The sequence below is a fragment of the Bacillus sp. ISL-35 genome, from assembly GCF_018613355.1.
Classification (GTDB): domain Bacteria; phylum Bacillota; class Bacilli; order Bacillales; family Cytobacillaceae; genus Mesobacillus.
In genome coordinates, this window is record NZ_JAGGQK010000010.1 from 101,518 (window position 1) to 123,850 (window position 22,333).

General features: G+C 44.5%; 22 protein-coding genes. 1 reads left to right on the forward strand and 21 read right to left on the reverse strand.

From position 1 onward, the window contains the following. Positions 1-72 precede the first annotated feature (72 nt). The 10 genes from rplI to J7E38_RS15080 form a co-directional block, all read right to left on the reverse strand. Entirely contained in the window at positions 73-522 is a 450-nt protein-coding gene (gene rplI / locus J7E38_RS15035) for a 50S ribosomal protein L9 (RefSeq protein ID WP_214705293.1), read from the reverse strand. After that, positions 519-2,492: a DHH family phosphoesterase gene (locus J7E38_RS15040; protein WP_214705294.1), complete on the reverse strand. Its 1,974-nt coding sequence runs from the start codon at positions 2,490-2,492 to the stop codon at positions 519-521. Before J7E38_RS15040 ends, rplI begins: the two co-directional genes overlap by 4 nt. Before the next feature lie 30 nt (positions 2,493-2,522). Continuing rightward, positions 2,523-3,464 (reverse strand): YybS family protein, encoded by a 942-nt coding sequence (locus J7E38_RS15045; protein ID WP_214705295.1) that lies wholly within the window; start codon positions 3,462-3,464, stop codon positions 2,523-2,525. Positions 3,465-3,734: 270 nt separating this feature from the next. Beyond that, positions 3,735-3,971, reverse strand: coding sequence for a 30S ribosomal protein S18 (rpsR, locus tag J7E38_RS15050; RefSeq protein ID WP_079507585.1), 237 nt, complete (start codon positions 3,969-3,971; stop codon positions 3,735-3,737). A 50-nt stretch (positions 3,972-4,021) separates the two neighbouring features. Beyond that, positions 4,022-4,513, reverse strand: coding sequence for a single-stranded DNA-binding protein (ssb, locus tag J7E38_RS15055; protein ID WP_214705296.1), 492 nt, complete (start codon positions 4,511-4,513; stop codon positions 4,022-4,024). Positions 4,514-4,591: 78 nt separating this feature from the next. Continuing rightward, complete coding sequence (rpsF, locus tag J7E38_RS15060) at positions 4,592-4,879, reverse strand: 30S ribosomal protein S6 (RefSeq protein WP_214705297.1); 288 nt, start codon at positions 4,877-4,879, stop codon at positions 4,592-4,594. A 438-nt stretch (positions 4,880-5,317) separates the two neighbouring features. After that, on the reverse strand, positions 5,318-6,418 hold the full coding sequence (gene ychF / locus J7E38_RS15065; RefSeq protein WP_214705298.1) for a redox-regulated ATPase YchF: 1,101 nt from the start codon (positions 6,416-6,418) through the stop codon (positions 5,318-5,320). A gap of 631 nt (positions 6,419-7,049) precedes the next feature. Further along, positions 7,050-9,050: a molybdopterin-dependent oxidoreductase gene (locus tag J7E38_RS15070; protein ID WP_214705299.1), complete on the reverse strand. Its 2,001-nt coding sequence runs from the start codon at positions 9,048-9,050 to the stop codon at positions 7,050-7,052. Positions 9,051-9,135: 85 nt separating this feature from the next. After that, complete coding sequence (locus J7E38_RS15075; protein WP_079505969.1) at positions 9,136-9,330, reverse strand: DUF951 domain-containing protein; 195 nt, start codon at positions 9,328-9,330, stop codon at positions 9,136-9,138. 17 nt (positions 9,331-9,347) lie between these two features. Next, entirely contained in the window at positions 9,348-10,256 is a 909-nt protein-coding gene (locus J7E38_RS15080; protein ID WP_214705300.1) for a mechanosensitive ion channel family protein, read from the reverse strand. Positions 10,257-10,619: 363 nt separating this feature from the next. On the opposite strand from J7E38_RS15080, the gene yyaC reads away from it, so the two are divergent. Next, positions 10,620-11,252 (forward strand): spore protease YyaC, encoded by a 633-nt coding sequence (yyaC, locus tag J7E38_RS15085; protein ID WP_214705301.1) that lies wholly within the window; start codon positions 10,620-10,622, stop codon positions 11,250-11,252. Between the two features lie 108 nt (positions 11,253-11,360). Here the strand turns inward: yyaC and J7E38_RS15090 are convergent, their stop codons facing one another. The 11 genes from J7E38_RS15090 to rpmH form a co-directional block, all read right to left on the reverse strand. Next, positions 11,361-12,071, reverse strand: coding sequence for a DUF554 domain-containing protein (locus J7E38_RS15090; RefSeq protein ID WP_214705302.1), 711 nt, complete (start codon positions 12,069-12,071; stop codon positions 11,361-11,363). A gap of 144 nt (positions 12,072-12,215) precedes the next feature. Then, positions 12,216-13,064 carry a ParB/RepB/Spo0J family partition protein gene (locus tag J7E38_RS15095; RefSeq protein ID WP_214705303.1) on the reverse strand — a complete coding sequence of 283 codons (849 nt, stop codon included), beginning with the start codon at positions 13,062-13,064 and terminating at the stop codon, positions 12,216-12,218. Further along, the gene (locus J7E38_RS15100; RefSeq protein WP_144479437.1) at positions 13,057-13,818 is read right to left on the reverse strand and encodes a ParA family protein; all 762 of its coding nucleotides are present in this window, start codon (positions 13,816-13,818) and stop codon (positions 13,057-13,059) included. The genes J7E38_RS15095 and J7E38_RS15100 overlap by 8 nt, the downstream gene beginning before the upstream one ends. A gap of 284 nt (positions 13,819-14,102) precedes the next feature. After that, positions 14,103-14,996 (reverse strand): nucleoid occlusion protein, encoded by an 894-nt coding sequence (gene noc / locus J7E38_RS15105; protein WP_215038670.1) that lies wholly within the window; start codon positions 14,994-14,996, stop codon positions 14,103-14,105. A 199-nt stretch (positions 14,997-15,195) separates the two neighbouring features. After that, a complete protein-coding gene (gene rsmG, locus J7E38_RS15110; protein ID WP_214705305.1) occupies positions 15,196-15,912 on the reverse strand; it encodes a 16S rRNA (guanine(527)-N(7))-methyltransferase RsmG in 717 nt (238 codons plus the stop codon). A 23-nt stretch (positions 15,913-15,935) separates the two neighbouring features. Continuing rightward, positions 15,936-17,819, reverse strand: coding sequence for a tRNA uridine-5-carboxymethylaminomethyl(34) synthesis enzyme MnmG (gene mnmG, locus J7E38_RS15115; protein WP_214705306.1), 1,884 nt, complete (start codon positions 17,817-17,819; stop codon positions 15,936-15,938). Between the two features lie 334 nt (positions 17,820-18,153). Beyond that, positions 18,154-19,539 carry a tRNA uridine-5-carboxymethylaminomethyl(34) synthesis GTPase MnmE gene (gene mnmE, locus J7E38_RS15120; RefSeq protein ID WP_214705307.1) on the reverse strand — a complete coding sequence of 462 codons (1,386 nt, stop codon included), beginning with the start codon at positions 19,537-19,539 and terminating at the stop codon, positions 18,154-18,156. Positions 19,540-20,054: 515 nt separating this feature from the next. Further along, the gene (gene jag, locus J7E38_RS15125; protein WP_214705308.1) at positions 20,055-20,675 is read right to left on the reverse strand and encodes an RNA-binding cell elongation regulator Jag/EloR; all 621 of its coding nucleotides are present in this window, start codon (positions 20,673-20,675) and stop codon (positions 20,055-20,057) included. Beyond that, on the reverse strand, positions 20,672-21,448 hold the full coding sequence (spoIIIJ, locus tag J7E38_RS15130) for a YidC family membrane integrase SpoIIIJ (RefSeq protein WP_214705309.1): 777 nt from the start codon (positions 21,446-21,448) through the stop codon (positions 20,672-20,674). Before spoIIIJ ends, jag begins: the two co-directional genes overlap by 4 nt. A gap of 162 nt (positions 21,449-21,610) precedes the next feature. Next, the gene (rnpA, locus tag J7E38_RS15135; protein ID WP_214705310.1) at positions 21,611-21,973 is read right to left on the reverse strand and encodes a ribonuclease P protein component; all 363 of its coding nucleotides are present in this window, start codon (positions 21,971-21,973) and stop codon (positions 21,611-21,613) included. A gap of 185 nt (positions 21,974-22,158) precedes the next feature. After that, positions 22,159-22,293 carry a 50S ribosomal protein L34 gene (gene rpmH, locus J7E38_RS15140; protein ID WP_144479452.1) on the reverse strand — a complete coding sequence of 45 codons (135 nt, stop codon included), beginning with the start codon at positions 22,291-22,293 and terminating at the stop codon, positions 22,159-22,161. Between the last annotated feature and the right edge of the window lie 40 nt (positions 22,294-22,333).

A 22,333-nucleotide genomic window follows, 5' to 3' on the forward strand; every position in this document is an offset into this window, starting at 1 on the left:
ATCAGAAGAACCGATCACCTATTTCTGTAACTATATTATTTTATCATGTTTATGACTTTATGGAACTGTAAATTATTTTCCTTCTTTTACATGGACATTCAATGTTGCCTGAACTTCTTTATGAAGCTTCACAGGAACTTTTGTGTATCCTAGCGTGCGGATGGCATCCTGCATCTCGATTTTGCGCTTATCAAGTTTGATTTTATGGTTTTTTTGCAATTCATCGGCAATCTGCTTGCTTGTGATCGAACCGAAGAGACGGCCGTCTTCACCGGACTTTGCAGACAATTCAACCGTTACTTTTTCCAGCTTTTCCTTCAACGCCTTCGCATCCTCAAGCTCTTGCTCTGCCATTTTCTCTTCTTTCTTCTGCTGTGCGTTCAAGGAACTCATAGCGGCCTGATTAGCTTCTACAGCAAGTCCCTGCTTGATCAGGAAGTTATGAGCATAGCCATCTGCCACATTTTTGATTTCGCCTTTTTTGCCTTTTCCTTTAACGTCTTTCAAAAAGATTACTTTCATTCTTTTTGTCCCCCTTCTAAATAATCATCTATCGCATTTTGTAAAAGTGTTTCTGCCTCGTCCGTTGAAAGATCGTACATTTGCGTTGCTGCATTGGTCAAATGCCCGCCGCCTTCGAGATTTTCCATGATGACCTGGACATTGACTTCACCTAATGATCTTGCGCTGATGCCAATCGTGTCTTCGGCTCTCCGGGATATAACAAATGACGCCTGTACACCATCCATAGTCAAAAGCGTGTCTGCGGCCTGAGCAATCAGGACATGGTCACATTGAACATCATCCGAGCCTTTTGCAATGACAATGCCATCACGGTAAAAATAAACATTCTCAATGATTCTTGCTCTTTTAATATAGGTATTGATATCTTCTTTTAAAAACTTTTGGACCAAAACAGTATCCGCACCATGGCTGCGCAGGTAGGAAGCGGCATCGAATGTCCGCGCCCCAGTCCTTAAGGTGAAGCTTTTCGTATCGACGATGATCCCAGCCAATAAAGCAGTGGCTTCTAGCATCTGGATTCTTCCATTCTTCGGCTGGTATTCAAGCAATTCCGTAACAAGCTCTGCCGTCGAGGAAGCATAGGGCTCCATGTAGACAAGCAGCGGGTTTTTGATAAACTCCTCGCCCCTGCGATGGTGGTCGATGACGATGACATTCTCAATCTTGCTCAAAAGCTTCTCATCGATCACCAGTGACGGCTTATGAGTATCGACAACGACCAGCAAAGTGTCATCGGAGGCGATTTCATATGCCTGTTCCGGTGTGATGAAACGGGAGTAGAGATCCTCGTTTTGTTTAATCTCATCCATCAGGCGTTGTACACCAGTATCAATCTCGTTTTTATTATAGACTATGAACCCTTCACGCTTGTTCAGTTGGGCAACTTTAAGGATTCCGATTGCCGAACCGATCGCATCCATATCCGGGTTCTTGTGGCCCATGATCAAGACCTTGTCACTTTCGATGACGAGTTCCTTTAGCGCGTGGGATATGACTCGTGCCCTTACCCTTGTGCGCTTTTCAACAGGATTGGTCTTTCCTCCATAAAACTTGACCTTTCCATTAGGCTGCTTGATTGCCACCTGGTCTCCGCCACGTCCCAGAGCAAGGTCCAAACTGGATTGTGCTTGTGTACCTAGCTCGGGAAGAGAGGAATATCCAGTGCCGACACCAATGCTTAAAGTTAAAGGGACATTTTGCTTCGATGTCGTCTCCCTTACCTCATCAAGGATAGTGAATTTGCCTTTTTCCAGCAGCCGGAGGATATGCTCATTGAATACCGCGATAAAGCGCTCTGACGAAACCCTTTTGAGGAAAACACCATTATTGGTAGCCCATTTGTTCAAAATCGAGGTAACCAAACTGTTCAGACTGCTTTTTGTCTGGTCATCCATCCCCTGCGTCACTTCTTCATAATTATCTAGATAAATGATGGAGATGACCGTCCGCTCATCATGATACATTTTTTCGATTTCGGCCTGCTCGGTCACATCGAAAAAGTAGAGCAACCGCTCCTCAGGTTTGTGGATGATCCTGAATTTCTGATCATGAAGAGTGATGATTTCCGTTTCAACCTCTTGCTTGATCAATGGAATGACAGCATCGGCTACATCATACAGAGACTTTCCGACAAGCGAGTCTTCATTGAAACAGGAGGCAATGAACGGGTTCGTCCACTCAATATAATAGTCATCATTGATTAGCATGATCCCGATCGGCATTTCCATCAAAGCTTCTTCGCCGACCTTTTTCACGCGGTAAGAAAGGGTGGAAATATACTCTTCCGTTTCTTCCTTAATTTTATGATTCACTTGAAAAATCAAATATATCAACAGGCCAGTGAGAATGAACCCTGCAGCCCCTATAATCCAGTTATAGAAAGACAGAAATCCAATTAGCACCAGTGTTACGGCCATCAATCCATACAATGGATAACGTATTTGCCGCCTCTCTAAATAAGAAGGCATGTGCTCAGCTCCTAAAGCGTTAGTTTCTGATTACTTCTTCTCTCCCAGACGTTTTCTTAAATCAAACCCTAAATCAATTATACCTAATAACCTCACAATATAAAGAATAAATGGCAGGAGGAACATCAGGACAATCACGATAATGGGGACAGCTTTCGTGTACCCTTTTATATGTGTGAAATAAAAAACGAACGAAATCCCCTGAAGGACCATCAGCATCTGCAGGATGAACGATAGATTGGAAATCACCCAGAACCAATATGTCCCTTGTTCAGGCTGCATCACCAGTGCAACGATCATCGTGATCAGATAATACCATAGAATGCTTTTTGGCAGATTCAATTCCCGGAACGGACGCCATACTGGCACCTTGATGCCGAACCGTTTCATGAACGGAAATGAAGCAAGCTGCAGCAGGAACACGATTAAAAAGGAAGACATGACGAACATGCTTGGCACAAGTACTTCAATCATATCAACCATTGTTTCAAATTGGCTGACCAGCTTCTCATCAGGTGTCTGGCCCATTTGTTCAAGCATCTTAATCGCCTGGTCCACAGAGGAACGGAACACTGTCACCATTTCATCAATGAAATTGATATTGAATAGAACAATCGACAAAGCATATTGTGCCACTAAATTCACCAGAAACACGACGGAGCCGGCGATATAAACAGCAAACCTGCTTTTCCCTTCCCTCACCATATAACCCATGACAGCTCCTGTCGTTCCAAAAGCCAAAGCCAGCGGAATCGCCAGGAACGAGCCAAGAATCATCGATAGCAAAACAGCCGCCAGCGTAAAAACAGCGGTGCTTTTCCAGTCATGCTTAGCCCCGAACATCAGGAACGGCAAGGATAAAAAGAAGTTCACAATCATCCCCAATCCGGGAATATACAAAGTAATTAACAACATAACAGCAAAAATCGCCAACAGGATCGCACCCTCTGTCAGCTTGTATGTATTTTTCATATTTCACCTCATCTAAAAGCGTAAGCGCCTCGGTCAGCCATGACAAGCGTTCAAAGCGTCAGCCTCATGATTATGCCTGACTATATCTCCAGGATAAACACTTTCGGGCCAGACTAAATCTAAATTAACCGATAAGAACTATTTTATCCTGTAAATTACGGACAAGCAACCAAAGCGGCATATAGCTTGCAGAAAGGCAGAAGCAACTTATTTTGGCTCTCTGTAATATAAAAGGCAGCGGGAAGCCCCGCTGCCTTTTAAAACCGATCATTATTCGCCTGAAACGTATGGCAGTAATGCCATTTGACGAGAACGTTTGATTGCAACTGTCAATTTACGCTGATATTTAGCGCTAGTTCCAGTTACACGACGTGGTAAAATTTTACCGCGCTCAGAGATGAATTTTTTAAGAAGATCAACATCTTTATAATCAATTTTAGTAATTCCGTTTGCTGTGAAGTAGCAAACTTTACGGCGTTTTGCACGTCCGCCTCTGCGTCCACCCATTGCCATGGTCATTTCCCTCCTTGTTTATTAAAGTTCATGTCCGAGTTATATTAGAATGGAAGATCATCATCTGAAATGTCGATTTGGCCGCCACCTGCAAATGGATCTTCATCTACTTTTGTATAACCTTGGTTCTGGCGTTGATTCTGATTTTGATTCCCGAATGGGGAACCTTGATCATTTTGACGGGAATAACCGCTATCCCCTCTGTCTGAAGACTGCCCTTTTGGCTCAAGGAACTGAACACTCTCAGCAAGAACTTCTGTAACGTATACACGCTTACCATCTTGTCCTTCATAGCTGCGAGTCTGGACACGTCCGTCTACACCTGCAAGGCTGCCTTTCTTCAAGAAGTTAGCAACGTTTTCAGCTGGACGGCGCCATACCACGCAGTTAATGAAGTCTGCTTCTCTTTCCCCCTGCTGGTTGGTAAATGAACGATTTACCGCAAGCGTGAAAGTAGCAACTGCAACTCCATTCGGTGTGAAACGCAATTCAGGATCCTTGGTCAAACGGCCGACAAGAACGACACGATTCATCATCAGAATCAACTCCTTCCCCCCAGCATGGATGTTCCATGTGAAACACCTTCCGCTGAAAGTTTATATTTGTATCATTTATTATTCTTCTTCTTTAATAACGATGTGGCGAATGATATCTTCGCTGATCTTAGCAAGACGAGAGAATTCCTCAACTGCTGCCGGAGTAGCGTTTACCTTAACAAGCTGGTAGTAGCCATCACGGAAATCATTGATTTCATAAGCTAGGCGGCGTTTGCCCCATTCCTTAGCTTCTGCAACTTCCGCACCGTTGTCTGTAAGGATTGTGCTGAAACGCTCAGTAAGAGCCTTTTTAGCTTCCTCTTCAATGTTTGGGCGGATGATGTACATAATTTCGTACTTTCTCATCACTGTCACCTCCTTTTGGTCTAAACGGCCCCATTACAGGGCAAGGAGTAATTGTTTAATTACTCACAAGATGAAATTATATCACAGAACCTATCCAAAAGCAACGCAATATGAAATGAACCTACTTTTGCTGTTTCTTTGTTATAGATTTCTATAATAAAATACTAACATATGTTCGTATTTTTGTCCAAGCTATTTTTAGCTAAGGCTCTTTTCTCAAACTTTGTTGCTTTTGAATACAAAATGGTTTGAATTGGCTGTATTCCTTCGTATAGTAGACACTTTTTATGAGAAAAGAGCATGCAAACTTGATAACGACCTCCAAAATAGGGGTCTATTACGTTAAAATCGGCTTTAGGATTTTAACAACAATTCTTACGAAAACAGCCTTAGCTAAATAAAAAAATCAGCCCGCATCTCGGCAGGGCTGATTTTTGATTATACATTAAAGCGGAAGTGGATGATGTCCCCGTCTTTCACTTCGTATTCTTTACCTTCAAGGCGGACTTTTCCGGCTTCCTTGGCAGCTGTCATGGATCCCGCTGCAAGAAGGTCATCGTAGTGGACTGTTTCTGCCCTGATGAATCCTCGCTCAAAGTCGGAGTGGATGACGCCAGCACATTGAGGTGCTTTCATTCCGTGACGGAATGTCCATGCGCGTACTTCCTGGACACCGGCTGTGAAGTAGGTAGCCAGTCCAAGCAGGCTGTATGCCGCACGGATCAACTGGTCCAGACCTGATTCTTCTATTCCCAGCTCTTCAAGGAACATTTCTTTTTCTTCGCCTTCAAGCTCAGCAATTTCTTCCTCGATTTTCGCACTGATGACAATGACTTCCGCATTGTCCTTTTCTGCGAACTCGCGGACTTTTTGGACATACTCATTGCCACTAGGGTCTGCAACATCTTCTTCACCGACGTTGGCAACATATAGCATTGGCTTGATCGTCAATAAGTGAAGATGCTTGACGATTTTCATTTCTTCTTCCGTAAATTCAACTGCACGAGCCGGCTGTTCGGCTTCAAACGCTTCACGCAGACGTGCCAGAATCGGAAACTCAAAAGAAGCTTCCTTATCCTTTTGCTTAGCCAATTTCTCAACACGACTGATTCTTTTTTCAACAGATTCCATGTCAGCCAGAATCAATTCCAGGTTGATAACCTCAATATCAGAAATAGGGTCTACCTTACCCGCAACGTGAGTAATATTGTCATCTGCAAAACAACGAACAACCTGACAGATTGCATCTACCTGGCGGATATGGGAAAGGAACTTATTTCCAAGTCCTTCACCCTTGCTCGCACCTTTAACGATACCGGCAATATCAGTAAATTCGAAAGCAGTCGGTACCGTCTTTTTCGGCTGGACCAGCTCAGTCAATTTAGTTAAACGATGATCAGGAACCTCAACGATTCCAACATTCGGGTCAATCGTACAGAACGGATAGTTGGCTGATTCAGCACCAGCCTGTGTGATCGCATTAAACAATGTTGACTTCCCAACGTTAGGAAGTCCAACAATACCTGCTGTTAAAGCCATCCATGTCACTCCTCTATTTTAAAAATATATCTATTCAAGCAATAATCACCTAAACGATTTTTTCCTCTCACAATTATAGAGATTACAGGGGGAAAAGACAAGCTTGTAAAAAATCGCAAGCTGCTTGGTACTCTTATGGCGGTGGATTTGCTTGCATAAGGGTATCTTTCCGACTGAATGGTGCCCTTATAGAGATGGAACTCCCTGCATAAGGGTATCTTTCCACTTGAATGGTGCCCTTATAGAGCTGAAAATGCCTGCATAAGGATATCTTTTCGCCTAAATGGTGCCCTTATAGAGATGGAACTCCCTGCATAAGGGTATCTTTCCACTTGAATGGTGCACTTATAGAGCTGAAAATGCCTGCATAAGGGTATCTTTCCGCCTAAATGGTGCCCTTATAGAGATGGAACTCCCTGCATATTGGTATCTTTCCGCTTGAATGGTGCACTTATAGAGCTGAAAAGGCCTCCATAAGGGTATCTTTCTGCCTGAATGGTGCCCTTATAGAGATCCAAATGCGCGCATAAGGGTATCTTTCCTGATACGTTTTCCAATGAATAACCAAGAGCTCATATGTATTGCTGCTCTTCACCAAAAAGAAAAACCGCACCCTATCAAAGTGCGGCCATCATTCTTTATCTACCTTTTCAATATTCACCAGGCAATCATAAAGGGTGCTGCCTAGGCCGTTGTCTGATTCCCGACTGGATGTCAGCTGGTTGACTGAGCCGCCGAATCTGGCGCTCAAGCCTTCATCTATATTCACCGTTCCCGGATGGGCCATTTTAAAAATCGAAACGGTCCCTTTCACTTCTCCTCTGTCATTCCATACACGCACATGGTCCTGGTCCTTCAAGCCTTTTTCGGCAGCGACGCTTTCGGCGATTTCCACTTTTACATATGGTTCTGGCTGGAACAGGTGGAAATGCTGCGAATGGTTCGAACGCAGCGGGTGAATTGTCAGCAATGTATAAGGGTATTTTTCAGCAAGCTTGGGATTGGTCCATTTTGTTTCTGTCGGGAGCGACAGCTTGATTTTGCCGTCTGCAACGGCGGATGAAGTGAATTCATACTTGCCGCTCGGCGTTTTAAAGCTTCTGTCTGCCCAGGGAATTTTATCGACGGGTAACTCAGCGAACTTTTCGACACGAATTTTATCAAGGCTGATTCCCTTTTCAGCCAAGGATGCGAGCCCCATTCCGATGAATTCTTCCCTGGTAAAATTGAATTCGTCTCCAAACCCTAATCTCGTTGCCAGTTCTCCCCAGATCCAGGCGTCTGGCTTTGCCTCACCTGGCGGTTCAACAAGCTTGGGACCATGGTTCACATAATGATGGTACATCGACGAATAATATACATCCTCCACTTCAAAAGCGGTAGCAGCTGGCAGAACATAATCAGCAAGTTCAGCTGTATCCGTCATGAACTGGTCGATCACGACAAGAGTTTCGAGTGATTCAAAAGCCTCTCGAACCCGATTTGTATCAGGAACCTGCGTCAGCGGGTTGCCGCAAGTGACAATTCCCATTTTAATTTCTGGATTGACAGCGCTAAGAATCTCCTCGGCCTGTCTCATCATCGTGAACGTACGCAATGACTTTTTCCGTTCAGGCATCATCATGTTCTGATAGTCAAAGCTCTGCCCTACCTGTTTGTTGGCATAATTGGCTCCGCCGCCGGCAATTCCGATATTGCCGCTGATTGCGACCAGTGCGTCTAGCAGCCTGATCGTGTTGCCGCCATTTTCATAGCGCTGCATTCCCAGACCCATGATCGTGGAAACTGGGCGGTCAGCATAAACCTCGGCAAGATGGGTGATGACTTCGGCCGGAACCTCTGTCACTTCGCTGATATAATCTAACGTCACACTATCCAGGATGTCCTTCAAGTCTTCGAACCCAACAGTCTGATTTGCCAAAAACTCAAAATCCTGCAGTTCCATCCGGAGCAATTCCTTCATGATTCCCGCCGCTAAAAGCCCGTCAAATCCAGGCTTAATGGAGATATATTCATTCGCCAGCTTGGCAGTTGCATTATAAATTGGATCAATGACATATATCTTCGTGCCATTCTTTTTCACAGCCTGCAGGTTTTGAAAAAGATGCATATTCGTCCGTGCGACATTCCTGCCCCAGATGACGACATGCTTGCTATTTTTCAAATCCTCAGGCGCATGGCTGTACGCATCACCGAAATCCCAGTTCTGTGCTTCAATACCGGACCCCCAGCAGATTGAACCTGTCAATTCAGTCACTCCGCCATAAAGATTGAAAAAGCGGCTGTCTAAATTGGAAAGTAAACCACTGTTGGAATAATCATGGCTGTGCAAAACGGAAATGGTCCCGAAGTTTTCTTTATAAAAGGCCAGTTTTTCAGCAATTTCATCTAACGCCTGCTCCCATGAAATCTGCTTGAATCTTCCTTCGACTTTTTTCAGTGGATAAAGCAATCGATCTTCAGAATTCGCCCTGTTCTCAAGCATCCTGCCGCGGCCGCAAATTTTCCCCTGGGTAATAGGGTGCTCGGGATTGCCTTCAACCTTTGTTACTTTTCCGTCCTCCACGGTAACAAGGAACCCGCAGCTGTCCCAGCAATTCAACGGACAGGCTGAATGATGTACTGTTGCCATTTCCTCATCTCCCCACTGCTTCTCTATATCGTTCATTAATTTTAATAATAAGGATAATACAATATTGATAAAAAAAGAAGCAGGATTATTCTCCCTGCTTCGATAAAACCTTCTTCACTTTTCGTGTGAACTCTTTTCGTGGAATTAAGACACTGTGCTCGCAGCCTTCACATTTGATTCGGATATCCATGCCAAGACGGATGATTTTCCACTTGTTGGTGCCGCAAGGATGTGGTTTTTTCATTTCAACAACATCATTCAGTTGAAACTCATGCTCCAATTTCAAAACCTCCTTGTTTAGTTACCGAATTCTTTCTGCTCTCCGCCTTCCTGGCGTGAGTACATGACCATTCTTGGGAATGGTATCTCAATTCCGTGCTGGTCAAGAAGCAGCTTGATGTCCTTGCGCAGCTGTCTTCCGATATACCAGTGCTTCATTGGCAGGGTTTCTGCGACGATCCGCAGCACTACCTCTGAGGCCCCAAATTGCTGGACACCTAAAAGCTCTGGTGTCTTCACCAATTCAGGATACTTTTCTGTCGTCGTTTCCAGATATTCCTGCAGTACTTTTTCAGCGTATTCAATATCCCCTTCATAAGCAATTCCGATGTCCAGGACCGAAACACTGTTATATAGCGAGAAATTGGTGACTTCTACGATGCTTCCATTGGGCAAAATATTAATTTCCCCTGTAAAGCTTTTAATCTTCGTCGTCCGCAGCCCGATTTCCTCCACCGTTCCTTCAAATTGGCCAATTCTTACATAATCGCCCACTGAAAACTGATCTTCAAAAATAATAAAGAAACCGGTGATAATGTCTTTCACAAGACTCTGCGCCCCGAAACCGACGGCCAAACCGACAATCCCTGCACCAGCGAGCATGGCCTTGACATCAATGGTCAAAGCAGACAGGATTGTCATAATAGAAATAAAGTAGACCACATACGTGAGAATATTTTCAAGCAGCTTCTGCAGCGTGGTTTCCCGCCGCTCCGAAACCCTTATCGGCCCCTTCGTTCTAATCCTGAAAAAATTATGAATCGCAAGCTTGCCAATTCGGATTAGCAATCCAGAGATGATCAGGATTGCAATGATTTTCAGGGTACTTTCCCCAATGGCAAACCAGAGTTCTTCATCCATTAGCTTTTGACTCATTTTATTTAAAAACGCCTGTGTTCTAGTCAGACTCTCTTCTGTTTTCGTCATTTTTACACCTGCCCGTTAAATTCATCCATCTATCAAACGTTATGTAACAAAGTAGAAAATTTCATACAAACACATTCATTTTAACAAGTTTTATAATGTAGATAAAGAAGACTGTTTGCCCGATGGCACAACTTCAATCGAAAAAAGATTGGTCCTTCATATTTCATTATATTAATATAACATCAATGCTTTTTGAAAGGGCCGATAACATCAAAAACCTGCGTTGGTAAAAATAAGACCTTATACCTCTATAAAAGATTCACTGCTCCAAAAGACCTTGTTTAGATCTTTCTGTTTACAGGTATGTATAGATTACAAATAAAGTCCGTATACTGATAGTACGAATTTTAAGGAGTTGATCCAATGAATCTCAAAAACCATTTTTTCGAGCGGAAAAACAGTGTGGCGAAAATCAATCATGAGGATGAGCTGGCGGCCGAGAAGCTGGCTTCTGAAATCCTGGACCTTCTTCCTAGTTTCAGCACCAGGCCCATTGTTTTTGTCTGCATTGGAACTGACCGCTCTACCGGTGATTCATTGGGTCCGCTGATCGGAACACTGCTGGAAGAAAAGGATATCACTCCTTACCATGTGTATGGGACGCTCGATGATCCGATTCATGCTGTCAATATGGATGCCAAACTGACGGAAATCAAGCAAAAACACCTCAATCCATTCATCATCGGCATAGACGCATGTCTTGGCCGTTTGAAAAGCGTCGGCTCGATCCAGGTAGCCAATGGGCCTGTCAAGCCTGGCGCCGGAGTGAACAAGGAGCTGCCGGAGGTCGGGGATATGCATATTACCGGGATCGTCAATGTCAGCGGGTTCATGGAGTTCTTCGTTTTACAAAACACCCGATTGAATCTCGTATTAAAAATGGCCAAAACGATTGCGAACGGCATTTTCGAGAGCAGCCAGCAACGATCCAGAAAACAGGATTGGCCCAAGCTGAATTGGGACCTTGAAGCTGAACAGCCTACAGTTGCGGAATGACGATAGTATAAAACGCCGGGAGTGATCTCCCGGCGTAATTTTATGCCACCCACCCCTTAAGAGTGTGACATTCAACGAGTTTGGCGGCAAGACCAAGGAACTCGCGCCTCAAACTCCGATCATATAATGTGAAATCGTCACAAGGACAGCAGTCACCAGTATACCGGGAAGGAGATTCGCAACCCTGATCTTAGTAAGACCAATCATGTTCAAGCCGATGGCAAAAATCATGACCCCGCCTGTTGCGGTCAGCTCAAGGATGAAGCTGTCCATCAATGCTTGCGGAATCAGCTTATCGATTTGTGTTGCAAATAATGCAATGGTTCCCTGATAGAGCATGACAGGAATCGCTGAAAAAAGTACCCCAATACCTAGTGTTGTGGTCAGGATGAGTGCCGTGAAGCCATCAATGATTGCTTTCGTATATAAGACGTCATGGTCACCGCGGATCCCGCTATCGAGTGCGCCGATAATCGCCATTGCTCCAATGACAAAAATCAACGTCGCCGTCACGAACCCCTGTGAGATGCTGCCTTCCCCTTTTGAGCCAATCCTTCTTTCAAGCCAATCTCCGACAGCATTCAGCCTATCCTCAAGCTTCCACGCTTCCCCGAGCACTGCACCGATCACCAGACTTAAGATGACGATCAGGAAATTAGAGCTCTTAAAGCCCATCTGCAGGCCCAGAACCATAACGGCAAGCCCGATGCCATGCATGACAGTGGCCTTCATATTTTCCGGGATTTTCGTCAGCAGCCTGCCTAATAAAGTCCCGATGATGATCAATAAACCATTCACCAAGGTGCCAAGTAAAAACATATTGTTCACCCATTTTCAGTTTTAGTTATGTAAGGCATATTTCGCAGTAATGTTGCTATGCAACTTCGTTATGAAGAATTGAAAGCTGTAAGGCAACCGAACACGAAAAGCCTATGTAAAAAAAGAAGCCATCAAAATGATAGCTTAGGAATTTTGCTTGTCTAATAATTCAAGGATTCGTTCCAGATCATCTTTAGAGAAAAACTCAATTTCAATTTTCCCTTTGTTTTTGGATTGCTTGATGTTAACCGTAGTGCCAAACCGTTCACGAAGCGTAGTTTCTCGCTCGCGGATAAATACGTCCTTGGTCACTTTTTCAGTTTTCGTTTCACGTGGAACGACCTCGTTCATTTCCTGGATCAGCTGTTCAAGCTTCCGTACATTCATGCCTTCTTTAAGGATTTTATCGACAAGGACAGGAAGCTTGTCTTTCTTCCTTAAGCCAAGAAGCGCACGGCCGTGTCCCATTGAGATTTTCCCTTCTGAAATAAGCTGCTGGATTTTTGGCGGCAGCGACAGCAAACGGATATGGTTTGCCAGATGCGGCCGGCTTTTGCCCAGTCTTTTCGCCAGCTCTTCCTGTGTGATCTTCAGCTTCTCGATCAACGTTTGATAGGCAATTCCCTCTTCGATCGGATTCAAATCTTCACGTTGAAGGTTTTCCAGCACAGCAAGCTCCATCATTTGCTGTTCATTCAGCTCACGGACGACTGCCGGGACAGTTTCCAGCCTGGCTTCTTTCGCAGCACGGTAACGCCTCTCCCCTACGACGATTTCATAGCCTTTAATCGTTTTCCTGAGAATGATTGGCTGGAGGATTCCATGCTCCAGAATGGAAAGCTTCAATTCCTCAATCGCTTCCGGTTCAAAAACTTTTCGTGGTTGATATGGATTGGGTCTGATTTCCTTGATGCTTATTTCCTGGACCTTTTCTTCCTTTTCCGCTTCCATGTTGAAGAAGGCATTCAATCCCTTACCTAAGCCTTTAGCCATTTGCAACCACTTCCTTTGCAAGATCTAAATAAACCTCTGCTCCGCGGGATTTTGGATCATAAATGATAATTGGCTCTCCATGGCTGGGAGCTTCACTCAGACGGACGTTCCGGGGAATGATCGTCTGGTAAACCTTGTCCTGGAAGTACTTCTTCACTTCCTCAATCACTTGCAGACCGAGATTCGTACGTGCATCGAGCATCGTCAGCAAGACACCTTCAATTTTCAAATCCTGGTTCAAATGCTTCTGTACAAGACGAACCGTATTCAGAAGCTGGCTCAGTCCTTCAAGCGCATAATACTCGCATTGTACCGGAATGATGACCGCATCTGAAGCCGTCAAAGCATTCAGAGTCAATAGTCCAAGTGATGGCGGACAGTCTATGATAATATAATCAAATCGGTCTTTCACTTCCTCGAGAGCCCGCTTCAGGCGAACCTCCCTCGAAATGGTAGGAACAAGCTCAATTTCTGCTCCAGCCAGCTGGATGGTCGCAGGAATCGTATATAGATTCTCGACCGCGGTAGGATGGATCACCTTACCTGCTTCCACATCATCTACCAGTACATCATAAATGCATTGTTCAACATCCGCTTTTTCTATGCCTACCCCGCTCGTCGCATTTCCCTGAGGATCTGTATCGACAAGCAGCACCTTTTTCCCTATGTATGCCAGGCATGCACCGAGATTCACCGATGTCGTCGTCTTGCCAACTCCACCCTTTTGATTCGCAATCGCGATGATTTTCCCCACATTGTCACCTTCTTTCAAACCCGTAAAAATCCTATTCAGCTTTTCCAAGCACATAAGTAAAATAAGGCTTTTTCCAGCGTCATGCCGAAAAAAGCAATCATGTATTCTATTTTATCATGAATTCTGACAGTTGATAGAATTTTTATGAAAAAGTAATACCACTGTGAAAATAGTAAACCAGAATTGGATTCTAGTATGTTCAGTAATCGTTATGGCAGGTGGGATGAAGGGTTTTCTACTAAAAACAAAAAAGCAGGAGACAGCTTGTCCCCCACTTTCAATATTTATTTCTTTTTAGGTATGCGGATCGTGAATTGGTAAAATTCCTCGAACTCTTCTTCTTCCGAGTCGAGATTGATGCCGCTGTCGGAAACCATGGTCAGCGATTGACGGATTGTATTGACGGCAATCCTCATGTCCTTGCTGAATGCTTTCCGTTTCGGTTTTGGTTTTTCTTCCCCTTGACTCAGGAGCTTGACCACACGTTCTTCCGTTTGCTTGACATTGAAGGATTTCTCAATGACCTCAGCCAGTACCTGTACCTGTAATTCAGGATTTTTCAATGGAATGAGCGAACGTGCATGACGCTCTGTGATCAATTTATTTAAAAGTGCATCCTGTACTTCCTGTGGAAGCTTCAGCAACCGCAGCTTATTCGCCACTGTCGATTGACCTTTCCCGAGTCTTTGTGCCAGTGCTTCCTGTGTGAGATTATGGATTTCCAGCAATTTCCCATAAGCCATTGCTTCTTCAATCGGTGACAGTTCCTCCCGCTGAAGGTTCTCAATCAAGGCCACAGATGCCGTTTCGGAATCAGACAGGTTTTTAACGATTGCCGGAACTTCTTCCCATTCAAGCTTTTTCATCGCCCGCCAGCGGCGTTCCCCGGCAATGATTTCAAATCGGTCCTGATCATATTCCCGTACGACGATTGGCTGGATTACTCCATGTATGTGAATGGTACGGGCCAATTCTTCAATCTTTTCATCATCAAAAACAGTTCTTGGCTGGTATCTGTTTGGAATAATATGGTCAATCGGAATTTTCTTGATTTCTTCGTTTTCTATGTTGTCAAAATCCTCAACCGTTTGTTCTTCCATTTGGTTCGGTTCTTCCACTTGGTTCCGTTCTTTTTCCTTTTCCCCAAGGCCAAAAAAGCGCGAAAAAGAAGGCTTCATCACCCTACACCACCTTTATGAACTCCCTATTACATATTCTCTATAAAAATGACAAGTTCCTGCCTATAGACTCTATTATAAACTAAATCTATTTTTCAAAATAGAACAAAAAGCGCAAGCCAGCACGTTTGATATCTATATTTCGATAAACTCTGCGCTCCTGACCGGCGTCCGGGGTGCACGATCAGGAACAGCATCGTTATTCGATTGGCGTTTTATTCGGAGTCCCTGGTTTTCTTGGGTACTTCTTAGGTGTTGGCTTTTGTTTGTTTATGATTAAAATATTCCGTTCACTTTCTTCCACTGGCAAAGTGAAAGAATGAGTAGATTCAAGTTTTCCTCCAAGAACAGAGATCGCTTTTTCGCCAGCCTGGAGTTCTTCCCCAGCCTGATTGCCCTTCATGGCGATGAAGGTTCCGCCAACTTTCGCAAGAGGAAGGCAAAGTTCACTCAGTACGGACATTCTTGCGACAGCCCTCGCCATTACCACTTCATATTTTTCACGATATGCCGGGTTTTGTCCGAAAGTTTCTGCGCGGTCATGGATGAAGGTTGTCCCCTCAAGACCCAGTTCTTTGGAAAGCTGTTCAAGAAACGTTATCCGCTTGTTCAGCGAATCAACGATCGTGACCTTGATTTCCGGAAAGGCAATTTTAATCGGAATGCTCGGGAAGCCGGCACCTGCACCAACATCGCATAAATCGAGCGGCTTATTGAAATCAAAATAGAAAGCGGCTGAAACGGAATCATAAAAATGTTTCAAGTACACATCCGGCTTTTCCGTAATAGCAGTTAAATTCATTTTTTCATTCCACTCGACGAGCATTCGGTAATAGGTTTCATATTGCTCCATTTGCCTCTGGGAAAGCTCAATCCCCTTTTCAGCGAGCAACGCTTTAAATTGATCTGTATTCATAAGCCAACCCTTTCTGATGGTTACTACTTGATCCGTGCAATACGGCCCTGTTCAAGATACACGAGCAGAATGGAAATATCTGCAGGGTTTACACCTGAGATTCTCGATGCCTGCGCCAAAGTCAGCGGCTGGACCTCTTTCAGTTTTTGGCGTGCTTCTGTCGCCAGTCCTGAAATTGCATCATAGTCGATATTTTCAGGGATTTTCTTATCTTCCATCTTCTTCAGCCTCTCAACCTGCTGAAGCGATTTTTCGATATATCCCTCATATTTAATTTGGATTTCTGTTTGTTCTTCTATTTCAAAATCGAGCTCTCCATCAGCAGGCACGAGCTGCTTGATATGCTCATATGAAACTTCCGGACGCTTCAGAAGGTCTGATGCGCGGATTCCATCCTTCAACTCACTGCCGCCAAGCGATCGAATCAATTCCTGGACCTCGGCTGAAGGTTTGATGATGATGGACTGAAGTCGTTTTTTCTCCGCTTCGATTGCCTCTTTTTTCGCCAGGAACTTCTGGTATCGTTCTTCGGTGATCAGGCCGATCTCGTAACCTTTTTCGGTTAAGCGAAGATCTGCATTATCGTGGCGCAGAAGCAAGCGGTATTCCGCTCTCGATGTCAGCAGACGGTAGGGTTCGTTCGTTCCTTTTGTCACAAGATCATCAATCAACACGCCAATATAGGCATCGGCGCGGCTGAGGATGACTTCTTCCTTGTCCAGAGCCTTTCTGCCGGCATTGATCCCGGCCATGATTCCCTGTCCGGCAGCCTCTTCATACCCTGAAGTACCATTGATTTGGCCTGCAGTATAAAGATTCTTGATCAATTTTGTTTCCAATGTCGGCCATAGCTGCGTCGGCACGACAGCATCATACTCAATTGCATAGCCGGCACGCATCATCTCGACTTTTTCAAGGCCTGGAATGGTCTGAAGGATCTTATGCTGGACTTCTTCCGGCAAGCTGGTTGATAGTCCCTGCACATACACTTCCTGAGTGTTCCTTCCTTCCGGCTCAAGGAAAATTTGGTGGCGCGGCTTGTCATTGAAGCGGACGACCTTATCCTCGATGGACGGGCAATAGCGCGGTCCAGTACCCTTGATCATTCCGGAATACATCGGTGAACGATGAAGATTATCATCAATCAACTGGTGTGTGCGCTCATTCGTATATGTCAGCCAGCAAGGTAGCTGGTCCGTAATGTATTTCGTCGTTTCATAGGAAAAAGCACGGTGGACATCATCACCAGGCTGTATTTCTGTTTTAGAATAATCAATTGTATCGCTGTGAACCCGCGGCGGCGTACCAGTTTTAAAACGTACCAGGTCAAAACCAAGTTCCTCGAGATGCTCTGAAAGCTTGATCGATGGCTGCTGGTTGTTCGGGCCGCTTGAATATTTCAATTCACCAAGGATGATTTCCCCGCGCATATACGTACCAGTCGTGATGACGACTGTTTTCGCACGGTAAATGGCCCCAGTCTTCGTAATGACCCCTTTACATTCACCGTCTTCCACAATCAGGCGCTCCACCATGCCCTGTATCAATGTGAGGTTCTTTTGATTTTCAAGCGTCTTCTTCATTTCATTCTGATAATCAAATTTATCGGCCTGGGCCCGCAGCGCACGTACGGCAGGTCCCTTACCGGTATTCAACATCCTCATCTGGATGTAGGTTTTATCAATATTGCGGCCCATTTCGCCGCCAAGAGCGTCAATTTCGCGCACAACGATTCCCTTTGCAGGTCCGCCGATTGACGGATTGCACGGCATGAACGCAATCATATCAAGGTTGATGGTAATCATCGCTGTTTTCGCACCCATCCGTGCCGGCGCAAGTGCTGCCTCAACACCTGCATGGCCGGCACCCACTACAACCACATCAAAATTCCCGGCTTCATAACCCATCCTGCTGCCTCCTTTTATGCTGCTTTAAAGCTATCCACTGTAAAAATCCATAGTATTATTGTTCTATGATCAATTTTCTGTTTTCGAGAAACGTATTATATAGAATATTTTCACAAAATAATTTCTTTATTTGCAATTGTATAGCTCTGTTAAACAAGGCTGTTGATTTTCGTTCCAGGCGCTTCGCTTTCCGCGGGGCTGGCGCTGAGCCTCCTCGTCGCTTTGCTCCTGCGGGGTCTCACCTGACCAGCTGCGCCCGCAGGAGTCTACGCGCCTTCCACTACAATCAACAGGGCAAATATAAACATTCAGCTTTAACAGAGCCTTTTGAAAATTACTTTCCTAGACAGAACTGGGAAAATAACTGGTCAATCAAGCTTTCATGAACACTTTCACCAATGATTTCGCCGAGAAGCTCCCATGCACGCGTCAAGTCAATCTGGACGATATCGATTGGCGTCCCCATTTCAACGCCGCTAATCGCTTCTTCAATCGAATGGGCAGCTTGGTTAAGCAAGGCGATATGGCGGCTGTTGGATACATAAGTGAGATCACCTGACTCAATTGCTCCTGAGAAAAACAGACTTGAAATCGCTTCTTCAAGCTGGTCCACACCCTGGTCTTCCAGCAGCGAGGTCGTCACGAGCGAATATGGCTTCGCAAGCTCCCTCACTTCGTCCATATTGATTTTCTGCGGGAGGTCGGTTTTGTTGACGATGACGATGACATCCATGCCTTCCACCGCTTTGAAGATGTTCCGATCCTCTTCCGAAAGCTCATCCGAATAGTTCAGAACAAGCAAAATCAAATCCGCTTCTTTCAGAACCTGGCGGGAACGCTCTACACCGATTCGTTCTACGATATCCTCTGTCTCACGAATCCCTGCTGTATCAAGAAGTCTTAATGGAACGCCGCGGACATTGACATACTCTTCGATGACATCACGGGTCGTGCCTGGAATATCCGTAACAATCGCTTTATTTTCATGGACAAGGCTATTCAATAATGAGGATTTCCCTACATTCGGCCGGCCTACAATGACAGTAGAAAGCCCCTCCCTGAGGATCTTCCCCTGCTGCGAGGTTTGCAAAAGCTTTTCCAGCTCAGCTTTTACATAGTTCGCTTTTTCCAAAAGCATATGATGCGTCATTTCCTCAACATCATCATACTCCGGATAGTCGATATTCACTTCGACATGCGCCAGAATTTCGAGAATTTCCTGGCGCAGCTTCTGAATCAGTCTTGAAAGGCGCCCTTCCATCTGGCCAAGTGCCATATTCATTGCCCGGTCCGTCTTCGCCCTGATTAAATCGATGACAGCCTCTGCCTGGGAAAGATCGATCCGTCCATTTAAAAAAGCCCGTTTTGTAAATTCTCCTGGCTCCGCCAGTCTCGCCCCCTGATTCAGGACAAGCTGGAGCACACGGTTTACAGAAACAAGACCCCCATGGCAGTTGATTTCGACTACATCTTCTTTCGTGAACGTTTTCGGACCTCTCATGACGGAGACCATCACTTCTTCAGCGACTTGTCCAGTTTTTGGTTCAATCAGATGGCCATAATGAATCGTATGCGAAGCCGCCTCGCTAAGCCTCTTGCTTCCAACCCCTCTGAACAGAGTGTCAGCAATCCCGAAAGCCTGATCCCCGCTTAAACGCACAATCGCAATCGCACCTTCACCCATCGGCGTAGAGATCGCCGCAATCGTATCAAATTCCACATGCTTCACCCCACTTTTTTAAAAAGTATATATATAAAATGATTGAAGTTTGTTTTCTACAAATTACTAGAATACCACATCGGTTTAGCGAAAAAAAGAAAGGAATCTTCTCTGTCGCCAAATTATCCACAATGAATAAAATAAACTCTTTTAATTTTAACTTATCCACATGTGAATAACAATAAAACCAAACGAGGAAATTTTGCATTGTGGAAAAACTCGCGAGAATTTTAAGAGGTTTCCCTGCCATTCGAAAAACTGGTAAAAAGCATGGAAAATTTCCAAGTCGCCAATAAAAACTGATTTTCGCCAAAAAACAGCTCAAAATCGCCATTAAAATTATTTTTTCGCCAATAAAACGGTGAAAATCGACAATAAATACATTTTTTCGCCAATAACCAGATTTGGCAGATCATAATCTTGATCAAAACTTGCTTATTTACGCTGCCAGCGTTCATTTTTCATAAAAAAACAACAAAAAACCCGAACCTGGACCAGGTTCGGGTTGCATTTCTTTATTTAGACGGTGCGATAACAATATGCCTGTGCGGCTCGGTGCCATCAGAGAAAGTTTTGATTTTCTTATTTGACATCAATGCAGTATGAATCACTTTGCGTTCATACGAAGGCATCGGTTCAAGCGCGACGTTTTGTCCGGTTCTTACTGCTTTTTGTGCCAGGCGTTCAGCCAGCTGGACGAGTGTATCGTTCCTGCGCTGGCGGTAATCCTCCGCATCAAGTACAACAGTGGCGTACTGTTCAGAATATCGGTTCACCACAAGCTGCGTTAAAAACTGCAGCGAATTCAGTGTTTGGCCTCTTTTTCCGATCAGCAAAGCGATTTTTTCACCCGACATCGTCAATAGGACTGTTTTTCCTTCTTTTTTCACATCCACATCGATGGATGCGCCCATTTTTTCGCCAACCGATTTCAAATAATTCACGGCTTCTTCAACAGCATCGATTTTGACTGTCACTTTGACGACAGCCGGGCGTGTGCCGAAAAGTCCGAAAATCCCCTTTTTGCCTTCATCAATTACATCAATCTCTGTGCGGTCTTTGGTTGTCTTTAATTGAGCTAAAGCGGATTCTACTGCTTCGTCGACATTTTGTCCTGTAGCAGTTACCTGTTTCACTTTTTTGCTCCTCCCGCATTGCCGGCAGCCTTTGCTTTTTTAAGATCCGGCCCTTTAATAAAGTACGTCTGACCAATCATAAATAAGTTACCTACTACCCAGTACAATGAAAGAGCTGCTGGGAAGTTGATTGCGAATACAACGATCATGATTGGCATCAGCCAAAGCATCATCGCCATTTGCGGATTGCCTTCCTGGCCAGCCATCATCATTTTTTGCTGAATGAAAGTAGTGATACCTGCAACAACTGGCAGAATATAATACGGATCCGGTGCACCGAGATCGAACCATAGGAAATTATGTTCAGCAATCTCCCTGGTTCTTGAAATCGCGTGGTAAAAACCAATCAAGATTGGCATCTGGACAATCAGCGGGAAACAGCCTGCAAGCGGATTGACACCATGCTGCTGGAAAAGTGCCATTGTTTCTTGCTGAAGCTTTTGCTGTGTCTTCTGGTCCTTCGAGCTGTATTTTTCCTTCAGCTTCTGCATTTCAGGCTGCAATGCCTGCATCGCTTTCGAGCTTTTCGTTTGCTTGATCATAAGCGGCAGAATCGCAAAACGGATCAGCAAAGTAACAGCAATAATCGATAATCCGAAGTTTCCACCAAGCCATTCGGCCATCTTGATGATTAACAGGGATAATGGATAGACAATGTATTCGTTCCAGAAACCCTTACTCTCTGGAGTAATCGGCTGGTTATACTCTGTACAGCCTGTCAGCAATGACACCACTAACACCAAGCCCAATATCAATAATATTCTTTTTTTCAAGCTTCATTTCCTCCTAACTTCCCGATACGTTCATTTATTTTCAAAAGTTTGTCCCAAATTTTATGTACATTTCACCCTGGCTGCATAATGCAATCAAAAGTATTTTAACATCTTTTATAGGGAAGCGCTTTTAAAAAATGCAATTCGGCAAATATTTTTGCCTCAATCATTATCTCCAGGTTTCGGCTTCTTCAAAACCTTTCCCACCTTTAAAACATGCTCAAGGCTTTTCTTGACCTCATGCATGTCCATTTCGGCAGTCGGCTTCCGGGCAATGATGATATAATCGTTGCCGTTATGGACCCGGTCCTGAAATTCATGGAAGGATTGCCGGATATAACGTTTGATCTGGTTGCGCATGACGGCATTGCCGATTTTTTTGCTGACAGACAGGCCGATTCGGAAATTTTCCTGCTCCGGCTTTTTCAAAATATAGACGACAAATTGCCGGTTAGCAACAGATCTTCCCTTTTTAAATGCCTCTTGGAATTCTTTATTTTTTTTTACTCTGTAATCTTTTTTCATATATAACACCTTCAATTCTCTATGGATCCATAATTTTCATTCCGGGACCTAATCATCATGGCTGCCAGAGGGATTTTTTTTTCAGTATGACCAAAAATAAATCCCCAACAGCCACTTTGCCAGTATACCCGGCTCCCAAAATAGTATTGCCCAAAGAGAAAAAAGACCACTGACATTTCAGTGGCCTAAGCTGATAATACTTTTCTTCCTTTTTGACGACGGCGAGCAAGAACCTTACGGCCATTTGCACTGCTCATGCGAGCACGGAATCCGTGAACTTTGCTGTGTTTACGCTTATTTGGTTGATAAGTGCGTTTCATATATGTTACACCTCCCTGAGGAATAGCTGTTACAGACAGT

Bases quoted from the DNA above. Each gene is read 5' to 3' on its own strand.
- rplI (WP_214705293.1), bottom strand. From the start codon at position 522: ATGAAAGTAATCTTTTTGAAAGACGTTAAAGGAAAAGGCAAAAAAGGC.
- J7E38_RS15040 (WP_214705294.1), bottom strand. From the start codon at position 2,492: ATGCCTTCTTATTTAGAGAGGCGGCAAATACGTTATCCATTGTATGGA.
- J7E38_RS15045 (WP_214705295.1), bottom strand. From the start codon at position 3,464: ATGAAAAATACATACAAGCTGACAGAGGGTGCGATCCTGTTGGCGATT.
- rpsR (WP_079507585.1), bottom strand. From the start codon at position 3,971: ATGGGTGGACGCAGAGGCGGACGTGCAAAACGCCGTAAAGTTTGCTAC.
- ssb (WP_214705296.1), bottom strand. From the start codon at position 4,513: ATGATGAATCGTGTCGTTCTTGTCGGCCGTTTGACCAAGGATCCTGAA.
- rpsF (WP_214705297.1), bottom strand. From the start codon at position 4,879: ATGAGAAAGTACGAAATTATGTACATCATCCGCCCAAACATTGAAGAG.
- ychF (WP_214705298.1), bottom strand. From the start codon at position 6,418: ATGGCTTTAACAGCAGGTATTGTTGGACTTCCTAACGTTGGGAAGTCA.
- J7E38_RS15070 (WP_214705299.1), bottom strand. From the start codon at position 9,050: ATGGCAACAGTACATCATTCAGCCTGTCCGTTGAATTGCTGGGACAGC.
- J7E38_RS15080 (WP_214705300.1), bottom strand. From the start codon at position 10,256: ATGACGAAAACAGAAGAGAGTCTGACTAGAACACAGGCGTTTTTAAAT.
- yyaC (WP_214705301.1), top strand. From the start codon at position 10,620: ATGAATCTCAAAAACCATTTTTTCGAGCGGAAAAACAGTGTGGCGAAA.
- J7E38_RS15090 (WP_214705302.1), bottom strand. From the start codon at position 12,071: ATGTTTTTACTTGGCACCTTGGTGAATGGTTTATTGATCATCATCGGG.
- J7E38_RS15095 (WP_214705303.1), bottom strand. From the start codon at position 13,064: ATGGCTAAAGGCTTAGGTAAGGGATTGAATGCCTTCTTCAACATGGAA.
- noc (WP_215038670.1), bottom strand. From the start codon at position 14,996: ATGAAGCCTTCTTTTTCGCGCTTTTTTGGCCTTGGGGAAAAGGAAAAA.
- rsmG (WP_214705305.1), bottom strand. From the start codon at position 15,912: ATGAATACAGATCAATTTAAAGCGTTGCTCGCTGAAAAGGGGATTGAG.
- mnmG (WP_214705306.1), bottom strand. From the start codon at position 17,819: ATGGGTTATGAAGCCGGGAATTTTGATGTGGTTGTAGTGGGTGCCGGC.
- rnpA (WP_214705310.1), bottom strand. From the start codon at position 21,973: ATGAAAAAAGATTACAGAGTAAAAAAAAATAAAGAATTCCAAGAGGCA.
- rpmH (WP_144479452.1), bottom strand. From the start codon at position 22,293: ATGAAACGCACTTATCAACCAAATAAGCGTAAACACAGCAAAGTTCAC.